The sequence below is a fragment of the Streptomyces sp. NPDC001339 genome, assembly GCF_042895955.1.
Classification (GTDB): Bacteria; Actinomycetota; Actinomycetes; order Streptomycetales; family Streptomycetaceae; genus Streptomyces.
Genome location: NZ_JBIAWT010000022.1, coordinates 1 through 17775, shown reverse-complemented (window position 1 = coordinate 17775; position 17775 = coordinate 1). Strand labels below are relative to the sequence as shown.

15 protein-coding genes are annotated in these 17775 nt (G+C 65.9%); 1 reads left to right on the top strand and 14 read right to left on the bottom strand.

Annotation, left to right across the window (positions count from 1 at the left end):
• Window positions 1-6: 6 nt before the first annotated feature.
• The 7 genes from ACFY12_RS34750 to ACFY12_RS34720 all read right to left on the bottom strand — a co-directional run bounded on the left by ACFY12_RS34750 (window position 7) and on the right by ACFY12_RS34720 (window position 10148).
• Window positions 7-2859, bottom strand: coding sequence for a DUF1156 domain-containing protein (locus ACFY12_RS34750; RefSeq protein WP_390719985.1), 2853 nt, complete (start codon window positions 2857-2859; stop codon window positions 7-9).
• 54 nt (window positions 2860-2913) lie between these two features.
• Complete coding sequence (locus ACFY12_RS34745) at window positions 2914-3393, bottom strand: hypothetical protein (RefSeq protein ID WP_390719984.1); 480 nt, start codon at window positions 3391-3393, stop codon at window positions 2914-2916.
• Window positions 3390-6671 (bottom strand): ATP-binding protein, encoded by a 3282-nt coding sequence (locus ACFY12_RS34740; protein ID WP_390719983.1) that lies wholly within the window; start codon window positions 6669-6671, stop codon window positions 3390-3392. Before ACFY12_RS34740 ends, ACFY12_RS34745 begins: the two co-directional genes overlap by 4 nt.
• 639 nt (window positions 6672-7310) lie before the next feature.
• Window positions 7311-7628 (bottom strand): hypothetical protein, encoded by a 318-nt coding sequence (locus ACFY12_RS34735; protein WP_390719982.1) that lies wholly within the window; start codon window positions 7626-7628, stop codon window positions 7311-7313.
• Window positions 7629-7894: 266 nt separating this feature from the next.
• The gene (locus ACFY12_RS34730; protein WP_390719981.1) at window positions 7895-8944 is read right to left on the bottom strand and encodes a major capsid protein; all 1050 of its coding nucleotides are present in this window, start codon (window positions 8942-8944) and stop codon (window positions 7895-7897) included.
• Window positions 8941-9408, bottom strand: coding sequence for a head decoration protein (locus tag ACFY12_RS34725; protein WP_390719980.1), 468 nt, complete (start codon window positions 9406-9408; stop codon window positions 8941-8943). Before ACFY12_RS34725 ends, ACFY12_RS34730 begins: the two co-directional genes overlap by 4 nt.
• Window positions 9409-9479: 71 nt before the next feature.
• Window positions 9480-10148 (bottom strand): hypothetical protein, encoded by a 669-nt coding sequence (locus ACFY12_RS34720; protein WP_390719979.1) that lies wholly within the window; start codon window positions 10146-10148, stop codon window positions 9480-9482.
• 157 nt (window positions 10149-10305) lie between these two features.
• On the opposite strand from ACFY12_RS34720, the gene ACFY12_RS34715 reads away from it, so the two are divergent.
• Entirely contained in the window at window positions 10306-10782 is a 477-nt protein-coding gene (locus tag ACFY12_RS34715) for a hypothetical protein (RefSeq protein ID WP_390719978.1), read from the top strand.
• Here ACFY12_RS34715 and ACFY12_RS34710 read toward each other — a convergent pair.
• The 7 genes from ACFY12_RS34710 to ACFY12_RS34680 form a co-directional block, all read right to left on the bottom strand.
• Entirely contained in the window at window positions 10760-12415 is a 1656-nt protein-coding gene (locus tag ACFY12_RS34710) for a hypothetical protein (protein ID WP_390719977.1), read from the bottom strand. The two genes, ACFY12_RS34715 and ACFY12_RS34710, sit on opposite strands and share 23 nt — an antisense overlap.
• Window positions 12416-12534: 119 nt before the next feature.
• The gene (locus tag ACFY12_RS34705) at window positions 12535-13086 is read right to left on the bottom strand and encodes a hypothetical protein (RefSeq protein WP_390719976.1); all 552 of its coding nucleotides are present in this window, start codon (window positions 13084-13086) and stop codon (window positions 12535-12537) included.
• A gap of 199 nt (window positions 13087-13285) precedes the next feature.
• Window positions 13286-14824 (bottom strand): terminase large subunit domain-containing protein, encoded by a 1539-nt coding sequence (locus tag ACFY12_RS34700; RefSeq protein WP_390719975.1) that lies wholly within the window; start codon window positions 14822-14824, stop codon window positions 13286-13288.
• Window positions 14811-15353: a hypothetical protein gene (locus ACFY12_RS34695; protein WP_390719974.1), complete on the bottom strand. Its 543-nt coding sequence runs from the start codon at window positions 15351-15353 to the stop codon at window positions 14811-14813. The genes ACFY12_RS34700 and ACFY12_RS34695 overlap by 14 nt, the downstream gene beginning before the upstream one ends.
• Window positions 15354-15521: 168 nt before the next feature.
• Window positions 15522-15737 carry a winged helix-turn-helix transcriptional regulator gene (locus tag ACFY12_RS34690; protein WP_390719973.1) on the bottom strand — a complete coding sequence of 72 codons (216 nt, stop codon included), beginning with the start codon at window positions 15735-15737 and terminating at the stop codon, window positions 15522-15524.
• A complete protein-coding gene (locus ACFY12_RS34685) occupies window positions 15734-15973 on the bottom strand; it encodes a hypothetical protein (protein WP_390719972.1) in 240 nt (79 codons plus the stop codon). Before ACFY12_RS34685 ends, ACFY12_RS34690 begins: the two co-directional genes overlap by 4 nt.
• A 121-nt stretch (window positions 15974-16094) precedes the next feature.
• On the bottom strand, window positions 16095-17330 hold the full coding sequence (locus ACFY12_RS34680) for a HEAT repeat domain-containing protein (RefSeq protein WP_390719971.1): 1236 nt from the start codon (window positions 17328-17330) through the stop codon (window positions 16095-16097).
• Window positions 17331-17775: the final 445 nt, after the last annotated feature.

The window sequence follows — 17775 nt, the reverse complement described above, 5'->3', positions numbered from 1 at the left end:
CTCCATCTAGAAGAGAGCGACTGTTTCGTTGATCTGGGTTACAGGGAGTTCGTCGGCTGGGAGCTGGACACTATCGAAGTAAAGTGTGCACAGCGTGTCGAGAAGCCCCGCTTCGGGGTAGATCCACGCGCCCTTTGACTTCTTGCGGGGGATAGCGTTAATCAGGCCCTGAATGGTGGAGATGAACGCGCCGTCACTGGTGTATCCATGCCGATCGAGGAAACGCTTTGCAGCTTGCATCCCGTCAACCTTGGCGATGTAAAGCATCGTGTCGATGGCATCGATCAGGTGCTCAAACTTAGCTGCCCCTGGGCGGACTCCGGGAGCATCGCCTTCGTTTCCCCTCCGGATCCGCTCCTCAGGTGTCAGCAACTCCACAGTTCCAGCCTTTTTCTTGAGCACCTTGGCTCTTGTCAGGTGGTCGATGTCGAGTCCGCCAACGGCTAGAGCAAGCAGCCGAGCAGCATCGAAGTCGGCTTCTCGCGCCTTGAAGATGTCCCAGGCCATAAGTACGAAGTCGGTGAGGCTATCGACTTGGACCACTTCGCCTACGAGGCGTCGACGTCGGAGTTCGACGATCTCCTCACGTGCGATATTCAGAGCTTCCTCTGGCCTCAGGAGCCGGTCGGCTCCATTCTCGTCGGGTATCGACGAGTAGACGGGCCAGTTCCGTGAGATGACAGACAGTGCGGGGCCGTAGGTAGCGAGCATGAGGTCGACACCTTCGATACCGTCTTCTGCGAAGCGGAATGACGCGTTACGTGCTTCTGTGCGAACCTCGTGCGCTACGTCTTCGAGATACCGCTTCCCTCCATCATCGACCTGGTCCCGCTTACGGCAGACCAGCATGATCGTGGACTCTGCGGCGTTCTTGTTGGCCTGGTGGCTGCTTGTCTCAGGCTCAGTAGCGACAGGCCATGACGTCTCAACTGTGAAACCCGCTGCGATCAACGCCGAGCCCAACGCATCCCATGCCCGAGCGTTCTTGTTGGTGAACATCACCGTGAGTACGCCGTCGTCGGATAAGATCCTGCGGCCCTCAGTGAAGATCGCGGCCATCTTCGCCTCGTAGTCGAGGTCAGCGATCACCTTCTTACGGCGCCCGAGTGCTGCAAACCGTGCACCATTGGTGACAGCCTCGTTTTCGAGGTCGGTGTTTTCCTCTTCGAAGAGCTCCGGCGACACAACCCCGAGGGTTTCCCGCTCCCAAGCGTAGAAGAAGTTGGAGAGCTCGGAGTACATGACGTTGGCGTAGTACGGCGGATCCATGCAGATGTGCTGGATGGATCCGTCAGGTACGGAAGGGATGTCGGCCGCGGGGCCGGCGGTGACCTGCACCGCGCGATCCAGGCGTGCACCGGGCGCGCTGCTACCAGTCTCTTCGAGTAGACGTGCGATCTCGTGGTAAGCGTCGATCAGCTGGTTCAAACACCACGGCAGCAGTTCTCCTGGTCCCGGAAACTCAACAAAGGTCCACTTGAACGCGAAGTTGTGTTTCTCGAAGACGGCGCGAGTCGACTGGCGGTTCACGTTCCAAGACGTTTGTCGCGCATTGTAGTTCAGTGCCTTTCCCTGCATCAGCGCAAGCTCTGTGAGGATGTCATTCGAGAGGCTCTCATCGAGCTCAGCCCTCGCTTCTGCTGCAACCTTCCGGAACGCTTGTACGAAGGCAGCATGGGTGAGGAGCTGGCGAGGGGAAAAGAAGTCGGCCCATTTATTGATGCCGTACATCCGATGACCGCGGTCGTAGTTCGACACCTCGGGAATGGGGGTCGAGGGAATGATGTGAGTGGCTTCCCAGAGGGCAATGTTCTCCGCCACCACTCGCTCAGCCTTATCGAGTGCCTCAAGATCGGCATCGGTCGGCGACCGGAAGGTTCGTCCAGTGGAGGTCTTGACGACAACTGCATAGAGAACCTGAGTCATGCGGCCGGCCTTAGCCTCGGCCTTGATGTAGTCGCCATCAACGACAAGATCGTCGTACGGGCTGATTGCGCGGCCGCCCGCAAAGAGACCTTTATCGGCATCAAAGTCGATATCTGAGCCATGCACGACTTCAAATCTCGGCGTCTGCAACTCGACTCCGCCGAGTTCAGTGAGCATCCGCACTGCGGCTGATTTTGGCCCCTTCCGAAGCCACCAATCCGGCATAAGCGGCACGATTCGGCCAGTACGGGGGCAAGCCACCGCATGGGCGTAGAGGTAGTTCGTAACCGTCTCCCTGCCAGACCTCGGGAAGTACTCAAGGAGCTTGGCCGTGGCGTCGTCTACGATCCGCTGACCCCACTTGCGCAGGACTGGAGTTAGCGCCGTGCCGTGTTTGGCTGGGATCGTTAGGCTTGCGTTCAGGATCGACACGGCCACGCTGTTGAGGTCGTTCGCGTAGGTCGGTAGACCCAAGCGCAGTGCGGTCCAAGGGATGGAGCCTCCCCCAGCGGTTACATCAGCGATGGCAGGCAGGTGGCCCCAGGTGTCGATGAGAACGTCGTGTAACTCTCGGATCTCCTGCTCGCCAACACTGTTCTTGAACGCTGGGCGATAGGTGTAAGGGTTGTCCTTGAGTTTGACACCCACGGCCTTGGCGGCATCGCTAGTTCGTTTCGCCAGCACTGGGTCTCCCCAAATACCGACGAGGCGGTTGAACCAGTCGCGATATGCCCGTTCGGTTTGCAGCCCGCTGATCGTAGGGTGCCGCTCCGCGAGTTCGTTGCTCCAGGCCGGCAGGATGCCCGCCAGAACTGTGGCCGCCGAGGCGACGATAGGGCGACGAGCCCACCACTGATGGAGGGTCTTGAGTTTCGGGAACTGCCCTGGGATCGGGGCAGCTTCGCGTCGTGACTCGATGCTCAGAGCTGCCACCGGCAGCCAATTTTCAGCCAGTACCTTGGGCCGCGTTGTCACGGGTGCTTGCCTTCAGTCGTCGGAGAGGAGGGTGCGGAGAGCCTTGCGGGCGCGGTTGGCGTCGACGCCGATGCACTTGGAGTACCAGTAGTAGGTCTCCTCGGTGCTCATGGCGTTGATGCCGGCAACGAGTGCGCGGACGCGCTCATGCTTGGCGATGGGCTGGGTAGCCAGGAGGATCAGGGCCAGGCGCAGGCCGTCGGGTTCGGTGAGCCGTATGGGTGCCTTGCGGTTGAAGGCCAGCACGCTGTGCTGATGGCCCGATCGCTTCACTGCAGCGAAGAGGGCGTCGACAACCCGGCCCGTCTGCCGCGGTGTGAGGGTGACGAGTGCCGTTGCGAGGGCGGAGCCGACCTCGCCATAAGTCTCCTCGACGGTGAGGCCGTAGGTCTCACCGCGGCCGGGCTTCACGATGAGACGGAAGCCGCGGACGCCGGCGACGGCAGCGAGCCGTCGACTTGGGACAGAGGTCGCGCGCTGGGACATGGTCACTTGGTCACCTCTGCCGTCATCGTTGTGCTCTTGATGCCGAGCTTCTTGATCACATCGTGGATCTGCGCGAACTGCGGGTCGTCGACGTCGAGTGCAGGGTTGAACCGGAAGGTGAGGGTGACGTCACCGACCACCTTCGTGGCGGCGGTGAGCGCCTTCTTGGCGTGGCCGTAGGCCACCTGGAACTCAGCGCGCTCGGCGGTGCCTTGGAATTGGATGCCGCCTCCGGTGAGCCCCTTGTACTCGGCGCGGATGGTGGAGCGAACCGTGATGGTCTGCCTCTGCAACATGCCGAGCGAGGCGACGGCGAGGTCGAGGTCGCTCGTGCCAGACGCGGCATCCGCGCTCACCTTCAACGTGAGAGTCGAGATGGTGCGGATCGTGTAGTCGGAAACGGCGTCGAGCAGGCTCTGCATGGCCGCGCCGCCAGGTCCGCTCGCGGAGAAGGTCTTGGAGGTGACAGTACGGGTGGGGACCTCGACGCGGATCTCGTCGGCGGTGTTGCGGGGCAGGATGTGGAGGGTGTCGAGGCCCTTATCCTTGATCGCCGAGGGTGAGAGCGCCCGGACACCGGCTGCAGGTTCGGTGTCGGTGACGACGAACCAGCCGTACTCGCTGGACTGGACGGCGGTGGCCAGCAGGTCGAGGACGTCGGTCTTGGAGGGCTCGCCGCCGCAGGCGGCCTCGAGGCGGGCGCGGAGGTCGGCGCCGGTGAGCTGGTCGCTTGTGAGCACGGAGCGGAGGTCAGTCTGGGTGGGTTTACGGACCAGCAGGCCGCGCTTCTGCGCCTCGGCCATCATCATGACCTCGGTGTCGACGCTGAAGGTGATCGACATTCCGGCCTGGTTGTTGGCCGTGTAAGCCTTGCCTCTGGCGGAGTCGTAGTACACCCAGTTGTCGTGGTTGACGCCGTTGACGATCGCGTCGCGGAGCAGGGAGGTGTTGCGGACGATGGAGACCTTGTGGTCGGACCAGAAGTAGTCGGCTATCGCTGCCGTGCTTGTGGCCTCCTTGTTGGCCCAAGTGCGGTTGCGGAGGAAGGAGGCCGTGAACGGGCTGGTGCGGATCTTTTCTTCGTCGGTCAGCAGGGTGATGACGGCGGAGGTGGCATTCTTCGGGTCTCCCTGGGCCCGGGCGGCGAGCTCACCGTGGCGCAGGTAGCCGGTGGTCTTCTCATCGGCTGGGTAGTAGATGTGCTTGAAGCACCGGGTGACTGCGATCCGTGCCTGGAGGCGGGCCTCCTTGTCGTAGGCCTCGACCTTCTTGCGGACCTCCTCGCTGAACTGGCCCAGTCGGTGGGTATCCGCGGCGAGGTTGTTGGAGGCGATCAGAGCACGTGCTCGGTCCTTGAGCGCAGGGACCTGGTCGGCGTCGGCAAGGGCGAAGACCAGGGAGTTGCGGTACTTGCGCGGCGTGCCGACCGAGCCGGCTTTGTCGAGCATCTCCACAATCTGTGCCGGCGGCTGGTCGGCGTGACGCGGATCGACGGTGACGACATCGTGGTCGAGCACGACCACCCGTAGCGCGTCCTTGTCTGGGATCTCGACAGGGCCTGACGGGAAATGGATCGCGGTGACGCCGCCGTCGTTGGCGAACGCCTTATGCACCAGGCTGTCGACTTCTGCGGCGACCGCAGTGTTGGCGACGTTGCGCTTCTCGGTCTCGATAATGGCGTTGACGTTGGGCTCAATGTTGAAGCGCCAGCGAGCACCGTCGTACGACAGATGCCAGAAGACCTTCTCCGACTCGGTCAGCGCCTTCTCGAAGATGGTGGCGTCCTCGCCGGGGCACAAAGTGCCGACCAGCCAGTCGTTGCGGCCCGCCCCTGCAGTGGAGACCATCTCCAGGGAGTGGGTGAACACTGTGCGAGCCACGCGGGTGGCGTAGGCAGGCTTGCCGGGGAAGACGTCAGCGTCAACGACAGCCGCGTGGGATGCCTTGGAAGCGAAGTCCCCCTTGGCCACGCTCGCGTACTCGGCGCGGCCGAGGCCGTCAGTGAGGTGGTTGAGGACCGGCTCGTTGGAGTAGTCGATATCGCCGACGTTGATGATCACTGTGTCGTCGTTGTTGGCGTAGATATTGGCCACGACTTCGGCCAGGAGTTTCAGGGCGCCGCGGGCGCGCTGAAACTCGGTGATGTTGCCCAGGCGCTTGTCGAGGACGCGGACCAGCTCGGGGTGGAACGGGTAGGTTTTGGCTACCAAGTTACCGTAGGAAGCCGGGTGCTCGGCGCCGCCAGCGAGTTGCTCGGTCTTGGCGAGCTGTACGTATAAGTCCCGGTAGGCATCCCCAGCTGCCCTGGCGGCATCCTCGTCGACGGAGGCGAAGATGCGCTTCTTGAGGATTTCTCCGATCTCGTTGTCATCGGCCGGCGTGATCACCGCGCTCGGCCGGACCGCACGGGCCAGCACGTCACCAGTCTCCTGGGCGGCCTTGACCGAGACTGCATTGGCGGCGTCGGCCTTCTCCTTCTCCTCACCGGTCAGCTCGCTGATCTCGGTGGTCTCTGCGCCGAACGCGTTGGTGGTCGCGGCCAGGGTGATGATGACCGAGACCTTGTTGGTCGGGTCGGAAGCGACCTCGAAGAGGTTGCCGAGGAAGACGGGCATCGCACCAGCCATGCGGCGTACGTCCTCGCTGCCGGAGGAGGCCACTGCACGCAGGTGCTTGGCTATCTCGTCGACGATCACCACCGTCGGCTTGCCGCAGAAGGCGGCCTTGATCGTGGCGGTGCCTGGAGCGGTGCGTTGCGTGTCGTTCGCCTCCATCACTGCGAACGCGTCGTCGCTGATTTGCGCGGCCATCTCGCCCCACATCGTGTAGGTGCGATGGCCGTTGGTCTCGACACCCCGGGTGGGGTCGAGGGCATCGCCGACCAGGGCCGCGATTTGGACCGGGCCGTCGGGAAGCAGAGCCGGGTCCAGGAATTCGGCGATGTTGGACGGCCGGGCGCCCTTGGCGAGATGGTAGACGGCGGTCAGGCCGTGAGTCTTACCGCCACCGAACGAGGTCGTGGGGCGAAGAACACCGTTCTCCCCTGCGACGCCCTTCGCTCCGCTCAGGCGGCCGAAGGTCTTGGTGAGCAGCGTTTTAAGGCCGCTCGTGGGGTAGGTCTGCGCGAAGAACGCTTCCGCGTCGCCGTACACCGGATAGTGCTCCGCGTCGCGGACCACCTTGTCCAGCTGTGCTGCGAAGTGATTGTCCGCTAACCCGCCTTCAAGTACGTCCTCCCGCGGAACGCACACTTTCCGTAAAGCCTCCAGGCTCGACGCTGCCATGCCTCTCCTGCCCCCAGACGTCGTGCGCGCGGCACCCCTCTTGTGAATCATGTGATTGTAAGTCACCGACGATGGGTGCCATGTGGTTTCGTGACGCACGTGACGGCACGGCAGGCAAGTTGGCCGTCGAAGGCCCTTGCCTGGATCATCACGAATGCGTCGGAGTCGGGCCGATGAGCCCGAGGCGGTGGGATCGCAGGTGTCAAAGCATGCCGGACCTGAAGCGATATCACTGTTGTGATGTGCGAAGCACCACGGATGGTGACACAGTTGGCGGGTTCCTACTGGCAACAACTGCATGCTCGCTTGCTATCGCTGGTAGCGAGGAGCTATGTCGCTGCCTGCCTGTCTGAATCCCCGTTGAGGGCGGGCAGGGCTGTTCCTTTCGGGCCCCGATCTCTTTGCCGGTCTCTGGTGGGCTACCCCCGCCGACGCGGCGGGATACTTCGGCGTCCTTCTTCCGCTTGGAGTCGAGGAGGGAGTTCTCCCCCCCCCGCCGCCGTGGGGGGCTTGGAGGCTGAGGCTGACATTTCCCGCCGTTGCGGGTGCGCTGCTGTCGATCGGCCGGTCCCGGACTCACGTGGGAGGCTCGATGTCGGAAATTGAGTCTCGGAATGCTGGCGCGCTCGTCGGCTGCTGTCAGCGTCGTGGACGGGCTACGAGGGGAACGGCGCTGAGGCTGGACTCTTCGAGAAGAACGTCGTCGGGCACTCTTTGATGGTCGAGTTGGGCGATGCTGCGCTCTAACGCAGCGACGTTCGCGGAGTTGTCGATGGTCGCGATGCCGTTCACGGTGACCTTCAACGGGTCGGAGAGGAGCGCGGTGATCCTCTCGTGCAGGACCTCGGCAACGACGGCGCGGGCGGAGCCGAGACGCTGATACCGCTGGGTGAGGTCCGCAAGGGCAATGTCTGAGCCGAGCTGGGCTCGGAGCCAGTGCAGGATCTCGCTGTTCACTGAATGCTCCTGTCAAGGAAGCGGCGGGGAGCTGGGTGCTCCCCGCCGCGGCGGCTACTCCTGGGCGGCCTTCGCCTTCCGGGGAGGCATACTCGGCCGTGTGATGGTCTGGGGTGCGCCCCGCCAGCACGTCGGGTTGGTGATCTGCTCGCTGACCGCCGGATCGGTGACCTCGGTCCCGGCCGGGAGAACGACAGAAACACGCTCTACTGGGTCGAGGACGTGCACCGTCGCTGCGAGAACCCCGAGCGGCTTCGGTGCTGCGCTCACAGCACCCTCGCGGTGATGTGGCAGTCCGGCGAGTACAGGACCGGCATCGCGGCCGCGGCACCCTTGGTCCAGATCTGCACGGGGTCATCCTCAACATCGCGGGTGATGACGATGCCCGGGGCATCCTCACGCTCGATCTGCGGGTTCGTGCCCCGAGACAGGGCCAGCGACTCGGTGGTGGTGCCGTACTGGGTCTGGCCCCACTTCGCCCGGTCCGGCGGCAGCATGATCCACCGGTCCTCCGGCAGCACGCGCTTGGACACGTCGTCCTGCCACACCTGCGCCTTGTAGAAGGTCACCGGGGGCAGGCCGTAGTTGCCGCGCACCGAGTTGACCTGCTGCGGGTTCAGCGTCGCCGTCGGAGTCTGACCGCCGGCCGGGGTGCCGTAGTACGCGGCCCTGTAGGCCCCGTTCGATGCGAGATGGGACCACGCCTTGCGGGAGGTGAGGACCATCTCCGGGGCAGGGGCGCCGATCGAGTCGAGGTAGTCGATCCACCGCAGCTCGTCCGCGATCGGGTCCGCGTCCGGATCGGACCAGGGCTTCGGCGCGGTCGGCATGTTTGCGGCCGGCACCCCGTAGTCGACCTCGACCGCCAGCCCGTTCTCTCCGGCCAGGGTGAACTTGCCGTCCAGCAGGACATCACCGGCGGCGAGTTCCAGGCGGGAGCGGATGGCTTCGACGTGCCGCTCCACGTCGTCGTAGAGCAACTCGACCAGGCGGTCCTCATCTGCGCCGCGGGAAGCATCGAGGAGGAGCTGCTCCATCTCGCCGACGAGCAACTTTTGACCGAGCGCAGGCAGCGTGCCTTCGGTCTGGGTGGATTCGGCCTGCCGCTTCGCGAACGGCACGCTCGTGTCGTACGCGCGGTAGGAGGCGGCGTTTACGCGGCGCTTGTTCTGCCGAATGCGCCACTTCACGTCCTGCACCCGGGTCTCGGCGAATACCGTCTTGGTGAGCAGGAAGTCGTCCGGGCTTGGGATGGTGCGGGCGTAGACCGTGAGGTCGGCGACGGAAACGTTCTTCAGGAGGTCGGCGACGCTCATGCGCTCACCGCCCCGAGGAAGCGGATCTGTGCGCCGGCCGGGTTCGGGGCGATCTTGGCCGGGTCAAGGCCGCCGGGGATCTTCCCCGTGTTCACGGTGCCGTGCCAGAACAGCGCCGCCGGGACCTTGGTGACGCCGGGCGTAAACGGGGCCTCTGCGTACACGAGGCCGGCCAGCACTTCGCGGCCGTCCTTCGCCTCCGGGTCGTATGCCCCGTACAGGCCCGAGTCGGTGATCCGGCCGACCGGGACACCGGAGCGGACGTAGCCATGCGGCTGGGCGGCTGTCGGCTCGACGTAGTGGGCGTTCTTGGTGAGGGTGGTCAGGTCGAGGGTGATGGTCTCTGTGGAGTCGGTGCCGTGCCGGGAGGCGAGCCAGTCCCGGTTGGCGGTGACCGTCACAGAGGTGGTGTACGGCTGAAGACTCAACGCCGCGATCTCCTGGGTGTGCGGGTGGTCGCGCATTCACCGGGGTGGTGGAGCGGTCCACGAGATGCGGGGCGTGGTCCCCAAGACCGTTGAAAGTGCGGGATGGATTACGGCGCGGGAGGGAGGAGTCCCCGTCGGCGGGCCATCTCCAGCCCCGCGGCGCCGGGCTGCGAGCGGTTCCCGGTCGGGCGCGGGGGCGGCGCAGAGGCGGGGGCGCCGCCGGGGGCGGCCAGCACCCTGTCGCTGCCTGCCACTGTGCTGAACAGCTCGGGGCGTCGGCTCTTCAGTGCCTCGGCCGCCTCTCTGACCGCGGCCTCGTCGGCATCCTCGTCGACGCGCAGCAGCGCCAGCGCATCGTCCAGGTCCGTGCCGGTCGCACCGACACCGGCCAGCAGCGCGCGGCGAGAGGCCTCCCGCTCTCTTGCTGCTGCGGCCGTCTCACGGGCGGCGAGTGACTGTTCGCGGGCACTGAGTTCCTGCTCGCGCCGCTGCGCCTCGCTCAGCTGCTGCTCCGCGGCCTGGCGCTGGGCGCGCACGAATTCCTCCAGCTCACCGAGGTTGGGAAAGCCCAGCTTGTCCACCACGCCGCGCACCGCCGCCCTGCCGCCCTGGTCCTTCTCCCGCGCCATCAGCGCACTGAGCTGCTTCTGGCTGAGGGAGACCTGGGGTTCCTCATTGGACGGATCCTCGGCGGACGCGCCGAGCACCGGGTGGATCGGACGCCCGTCACGGCGGTAACCGAGCACGGCAGACGGGTCAGGCAGACTGCGGGTCATCAAGTGGTGCTGCTCCCACGACGGCCCCGCGCCGTGATCGAGTCTACGCACGCCAACGTTACGCTCTCACCGAGTGCACGTCGGTAGATGCCGGATACACCTGGCATGATCATCTTCGAGAGGTGAGGAGGGCTCTGTGACTGAATCGACGGATTCCGTGGGTTTACCGCGGTCGAAGAAGTCGAGCAGGGGGCGGGCACTGTGGTGGGCGGCCGGCAGTAGCGTCCTGGCCGCCGCGGCTGGTGTGACCGCGTGGGTGTGGCGGCCGTGGGTGGACCACAGCCCGTTCACCGCCTACGAGGTGAGCGTGGCACCGGGGAAGTACGCCAGCCCGGGCTCGAAGCCCGGCTCGTGCGTGCCACACGCCTCGGAAGAAGAGATCGCCCTCTTCGATGGGGACGGCAAGAAGATCGCCCAGGCACGCCAGTCCCGGGAAGGAGAGCTGCTCGCCTCGGAGTTCGGGGACTTCGCCGGGGACTGCCTGGTCGTCACGCGCATCGACAACGTCCCCGGCGGCGAAGACACCTACGTGTACCAGTGGGGCGGCGGCACCAAGCGGCGCATGACAGAAGAAGAGCTACGCCGACCGGTTGCCGAGCAGCGTGAGAGCTTCAAGAACCTGAAGAAGACGTAGCTCGCGCCTCCTGATCTCGACTCGTAGCCGCGTCTCGGGCCGTGATCCGCGCGACCTCCCCGCGGGCGTCCTCGATGGGGTAGCCGGCATCTTGCAGCATGCGGATGCCGGTCTCCAGCGAGAACACTCCGGCCCCCACCCCCTTGACCACCTCATCCAGGATGGCCTGCCGGTCGGTCGGCATGTGCGGGCCGAACACCAGCCGGGCCGGCAGGGTCTCGCCCAGTGGCCACCCGTCAGCGCGTCCGGCCTGGTGCAGCCGCTGCACCATCTTCAGCAGCAGCGCGTACTTGTGGGCACGGGCCAGCCGCATCGAATCGACCAGCGAGTCCAGCGGACCAAGGCTGATCTGGAGGGCGTAGCCGCTGGGCACGTCGGTGGGGTCGACCGTGCCCAGGCTGACGGCCGGCAGTCGGGCGTTGATCGCTGCCCGGTCCCGGATCTCCTCCACCCGCGCCCGCAGCTCTGCCAGCTGACTGGAGGTGTCCAGCACATCCATGCGCCCGCCGTCGGCGAGCTGGAAGATCGTGCCAGGCTGCACTGCCAGCGGCTTCGGCCGACCGGTCACCCGGTCCAGCTCCGCCCGTGCCCCCGCAAGACCGATGATGGGCGCTCCGGTCGTGGCCGAGGCGCGCGCCGAGTCTGTGTCCGTTTCTGCCAGCTCATCCAGGGCCTGCATCACCTTTGCCAGCACCGATTGCCCGAAGTGCTCCCCGTCGTCGACCGTGTTGCTGATGTGGACCAGCGGTATGAAGTCGATCACCAAGTCCAGCCGGTCGAGGACCTGTCCGTCCGGCCGGGTACGGAACCGGGCCTTTTCCAGGGGGAGTTCATCGAGTGTCTGGCCGTGACGCAGATCGTCGATGGACCATTCGGCGTCAGAGAGGTAGCACGTGAGATGCGAAGGACGCTCTGGCGCCCACGGGTAGCGGCGCGTGGCCTCGCGGCCGCCGCGGGCTGAGGCAATGGGGCCGAGCTCGAAGGTGATCCGCCGCACCCGGGGTTTGACCCCCTTACGGGGGTCCTCCGGTATTTCCCAGGCCAGGTGAACTCTCGTTGGGTAGTCGCCCGGGTCGGCATCATCACCCATCACCGGGAAGTAGAAGCCCGGATCGTACGTGCGCAGCGTTACCCGGCCCTTGGCCGGATCCCACGCCAACAGATATACCGCGTCCCCCAGCAGGACCGCCTTGCGCTCTGCTGCTTGCATCCGCAGCGGCAGCAGCTCGGCCTCCGCCCACTCGCGCAGCCGCTGTTGGATCTCCGCCGCAGCCACGGCCTTGGGGGTAGCGTCCTCGTCGCCGACATGCTCAGCGCCGGGCACGATGATCTGCTGGGACTTCCCCAGCAGATGCGCGAGCGCCGTATCAACGAACGTCGACGGATCACCGAACTCCCGCCGTTCGGCGGCTGCCTCGTTTCCGGTCAGCGCGGCCAGTTCCCCGGCCTGGTTCGAGTCGTAGGCGGCCAGCAGTTTGTAGGCGGCCAGACGGCGGATCGAATCTTCAGGCAGCCAGCTGGCCTGGACCTCCGGGGCCAACGCACGGTGCGGGCGACCGTCGACGATGGAGGCCATGACGGGCTTGTAGTTCAGCCACGACCAGGCATCGGTCAGCAGAGCACGCACACCCACAGCAGCAAGAGCCAATCGTCGGCCCCGCGCCGACTCTCAGCCTAGGCGTGCGGGAGGCAAAGTCCGTGTGACTGTGGCCAAGCCCATCGCCTCGGCGACCACATGACGACGTGGCCCCTCTACGAGGGCAGGTCCCAGATCGTCACGGAGATCTTGATCATGTGAGCCGTGGATGGAGCGGACACAACCCGGACGTAGGCGATGCGCCCTTCGCCAGTCTGTACGCAAAGACGTCGCCCCTTCACCAGCCCGTCGACTTGCATGGTGGCATTCTTCTGAAGCGACTTAGCGCATTCTGCCTCCGTGGCCTCTGAGGGCGAAGATGGAAGAGGCGCCAAGGTGTGAGCCGCCAGCGGGCCGAAAAACGTGGCGGAGGCAGCCGTGCCATCCCCGGCCGAGATCAGGTTCAGGTCTGCCCCCTTGATTGTCTCCTCCACGAGGGGTCTCGATGCGTCCAGCTCAATGTCTTCGCCGTACGCGCTCGTATGGACCTCAATCTCCCCCGGTCCAAACATGATCTTGGATGTCTCGCCCGCCTCCTCGCCGCTCTTGGCCGCGGAGGCACCAGTGGGGGTGCTGGAGGTGGTGCTGTCCTCATCGGTTGGGGCATCCCGCCCGCTAACGAGCAACGTCACAAGAATGCCGATGACCGGAATGACGATGCCCACCACCCACCAAGCCCAACGCGGTTGTCCTGGACCGCTCCTGCCTGACGCGGATGTGGAGGATGCCCGGGTCTGATCACGATCATGGTCTAGCGTCATTTGGGTCCCCCGACGAAGGCATCATGGGTGCTATCGGCTGAACACCCTACGAGGCGCCCTGGATCCGCTGCCACCGGATCCTACAGAACGGAGGTGCGAAAGTCCCTCATCGGCGGCCGGCGAGACGGCCGTCGCTATACGTCGTCGTCTCAATCGATGCCCGCTGTGGGTCCGCGAGTTGGGTCAGCGCGTGCACGGCTGCGTCCATCCGGTCCGGGCTGTCCATGCCAGCGACCCATGTCACCATCTGCTGCTCCAGCACCGGCCATTCGCCAACGTGGTGGACTCGACCCTGCTCGTAGAGCTGGGCGATGGGCTCGGCCCTAAGTCTCTTGCCATGCTTGGCGGTCACAGGCAGCACGGCCGGCATCAGCATGTTCTCGGTGCGCTGCTCGCGCTGGAGTTCCTGCCATGCCTGCTGAAGGATCTGGCGGGACATGTCGCCGCCGTAGTTGCTCTCCACCACGATCGCGTCCGCGCGCAGATCGATTGCCAGCAGGCACGCTTCGCGCCCCCACGCATCGGCGCCGCGGTTGCCGGAGCGGTCGTCGAGGACGTACAGGTGGCCGTTGCGATCGGATGCCGCTGCGACGATGCCGGTCTCGTCGCCGACTGCGGACTCCCCGCCCGCCGGGTCGACGGCGACGACGATGCGGGCGAGATCGATGCCGCGGAGCTGAGCGGCGCTGATGCGGTTGTTGGTGATCCATGGCCACTGCCACACGCCACCGTCCTGCGGGCGCGGCTGCTGCATGTACAGGCTCCACCACACGCGTTCACCGACGGAGCGGCGGATCTCTGCGAGTGCATCGGCGTCGTACCGCTCCGGCCACAGGGCTGCGCCGACTGGCCGGCCCAGAGCGTCGTTCTCGAATAGTGCGAGGGCGGGCAGGTCGATGACGGTCCAGCGGTCGCCTTCCTCGGCGAGGACACGTCCGGCGAGGTCGTCCTCGTCCCAGCGGGTCTGGATAAGGATGACCGAGCCGCCCGGTTCGATGCGGGTCAGGAGGACGGCCTGCCACCACTCCCACAGCCGTTTCCGCATGGTGGGCGAAGAGGCTTCAGCCGCGTCCTTGATCGGGTCGTCAACGACCGCTAGGTGAGCGCCTTTGCCAGTGAGGCCGCCGCCGACACCGGCCATGACGGCGCCGCCCTCGGTGCCGGCCAGGTCGAAACGGTTCGCCGCACTGGAGCCGGGACGCAGGCTGACGCCGATCTGCGGCCCGTAGGTGAGGATCGCGTCGCGGATCCATCGTCCGTGATCATCAGCTAGGTCGGAGGAGTAGGAGGCGATCATCACCCGGTGCTCCGGGCGGCGCCGCAGGTACCACAGTGGTGCCCAGCGGGCGGCGCGGCGGCTTTTGCCGTGCCGGGGCGGCATCGTCAGCAGCAGCCGGGTCGGCTTCCCGGCGGCGACCTGCTCGAAGGCAGCGTCGATGAGCCCCAGGTGCGGGGCCTGCATCTCCCGCCCGTCGGTGAGGACGGAGGCCATCGCGCCGGGTGAACGGTCCATCGCCAGCTCGCGCTCGATACGTACGAGCCGCGCACGAAGCTCGGGGGTGGAGGCTGCGGCTATCTCCCGACGGCGCTGCGCGGGAAGCGACCGGTAGATCTGGAGGACCGCGGCCTCGTCAGCCCTGGCCACCCTCGCCGCCGGCGAGGTTGATCAGTCGCTCCAGCTCCTCCAGGCCCGCGGTCTCGACCTGGACAGCGCCGCCGTCCGGTCCGGACAGCTCCGTACGGACAGGGCGATCCAGGCCGAGCAGGCGGCTGCTGCGTTCGATGATCCGAACGGCCCGGTCGACGGCTTGGTAGTCGCCGTTGCGGATCGCGGCACGGTAGACGCCAAAGAAGAGTCGCTCCAGTCGCTCCACCATGAGCTGCCGCAACTCGTCGGAGCTCTCGTCGAGGGCGGTGCTGCGTTCGGCGAGGGCCTTGGAGACGTCCTTGCAGGCGAGCTCGATGAGCCGTTTGTCACCGGGGGGCTCCTGGCCGCGCTTGTATTTGTCGATGCCGTACCCCTGGGGGTAGGCGATGCCGTCGGAGTTGATGGCCGGGTCGGCGGCGAGCTTGCGTCCGATCGTCAGCCAGTCCACCCCGGCTAGCTTCAGATCGATCGCATCGGCGCGACGTTGGGTGATGGCAGCCCGAGTGGCCCGGTTGGGGCGGCCCATGACACAACTCCCTGGCCCCGCGCCTCCAACCATGATCCATGACTCAAAGGCGGTCATCTATCTGAAGCCAGCCTCGGCGCAGGCCGGCCAGAGACCGTCTTCAACCGCTGGACCACGGCATGCGTATCCCGCGTGGCAGCACCGCCGCCCAACTGGCCCAGTTTCGTCCTACCGGAGCACCTGGTACGAGCGACTGTGGCCCGGAGTGTGGGTGACGATCCCCTGACGCTCCATTGCCCGTAGGTGGTAGGCCACCGTCGAAGCACTCAGCCTGACCTCGTCCGCTATCTCCCGTATGGACGGCGGATAGCCAGCAGAGTCGCTCAGCTCGCGGATCGCGCGGGCTATCCGCACCTGAGGGTGGGCAACGTAGCTGGTGGTCATGACCCGGCCTTTTCTGGATCCCATGCCTGCCGCTTCAGCGCCATACGGGCAGCTGGCGCCCGGCCCGGGATGCTTGCCCAGTACGGGTGGGTGGCGATGTGTACGGACAGCCGCTGCAGCGTGCGCCGTAGGACCGTGGTCTGGGCGGGATTCTCTGTCGTGGCGAGCTGCTGGTACGCGGCATACCACTCGCGCTGGGCTTGCAGGAGGTCGTCGGGGAAGGAGTAAGACGTCACAATAGAGATTCCACCATATGTTCGAATTGCGGTGCATCTCACGAACGGGTGAATGTGATGTCGACTGTGACTGAGCGCCACGGTTGACGGATGAGCGTTCTAGTTGGCGAGCTTGGGCACTTCAGTTGGCGGGGCTTGGAGTCTCACGGTGGCGCCATACGTCATAGAGATCCCAGTAGTACGGCGAGTCCTGGTCGGTCGAATTGAGACCGCGCAGCACCTCGTCGCCGCGCGGGTCGTCGCGCAGGGCCAGGCGGACCGCCGCTGTGACCCGTACGGCCTCCTCCTCGTCGTGGAGGCATGCGGCAAGGGCGTTCGAAGGGGCGGGGGAGTCCGTGGGGGCCTCGGCGAGCGCCCGACAGGCCTGCACACGCACGACGGCGTTCGCGTCCTGAGTGCGCTCTATGGCGGCGGCGAGTGCCTCGGGGTCTCCCCACGCGACCGGCCCGTGCAGGCCGGAGACCGCCCATTTCCGTACCTCGCTGTCGTGGTGCCGGGTGAGCGTCGGCAGCAACTGCTTGGCCCGGGGATCGAGGGCATCGACCAGTCCGGCGGTGAGCGCCCGCATCACCCGTGGATCCTCCTCCCGCGCCACCCAGGGAAGGATGAGGTCGACGAGCGGCCTGTCGAAGGACTCGTCGTCGCTCTCGTCGAGCACAATGGCCAGGCGGAGCACTTCCGCACCGAAGCACCGCTGCAACGCATCCGGACGGTCCCGCAGGGCGGCCGCCGCGTCCCAGACGGTGGGGTCGTTGCGCTGTTGGAGCGTATATGTGGTGGCCCACCACACCTCGTGGTCGACGTCCGGCTCGGCCAGGGCGCGGTCCATCAGCTCGGCGAATGACGGCGTGATCCCGTATCTGGGCTCCAGCTCGGTGAGGATCGCGGTGTGCCCGTTCCGGACCGTCAGGCCGCCGAGCGACAGTTCTTCGCAGACGGTCTCGGACTCGTGCCGCACCGTCCTGCGCCCGACCGACGTCGACGTACCGCTCCTGCGGCGCAGTTCGGCCTCGGTGCCCCTCATGTGCCAGTACCGGGCCAGCTCCAGAGCGTCGCGCCCCTCGGCGTCCTTGGGCCACAGATGTGCCCCACGATGGGTGAGCGCGGCCGTGATGTCGCAGGCGCCGAGGTCGATCGCGCGCAGCAGGGGTGTACGGCCGTCAGGAGCGATGCGGTTCAGCCAGGCCGACGACATCAAGGCTTCGGCAACCGGCAGGTCGAAGGCATCCACCGCCAGGCACAGCGCGGGTGTGCCATGCTCGTCGACGGCATCGGGGTCGGCCCCTGTCTCCAGCAGTGCCTCGACGGCCTCCGCGTCCCCCCTGCGTACGGCCGCGATGAGTGGCTTCTCGCCCACGTGTCCTGTTCCTCCCGCTGTCACGCCGCATCGCCGACCCGCCGAGCAGCATTCGCAGTCTTCGGATCGCTCCGTATGGGCCCTTAACCCCCGGTTTGCGGACAGACGATCTTAACGGGAGGGGGAGGGCACCGGGCTGGGCAGTAGGCCGCCGCGCCCTGACAAGGCCACGGGCGACGAACCAACCCTCCGAGCCAGTGACGGTGTACCGCATCAGTGCAGCGATCTGAGCGCCCGAGTCGGCGAAGCCCGCCAACTCCGGCGCTCAGTCACATCGACCGACGGGTGATCATGTCGACTCCTGCAGTAGTCACCCCCTGCGATGGCCGCTGTCCCGCCGCATACCGCAACTAGGCCGTGTCTCCTTGACGGGTTGCCAGTGGATCAGCTGCACCCGGTGATCGGTGACCAATGTGGTGTGGCACGGATCGCGCCCTCATACGGG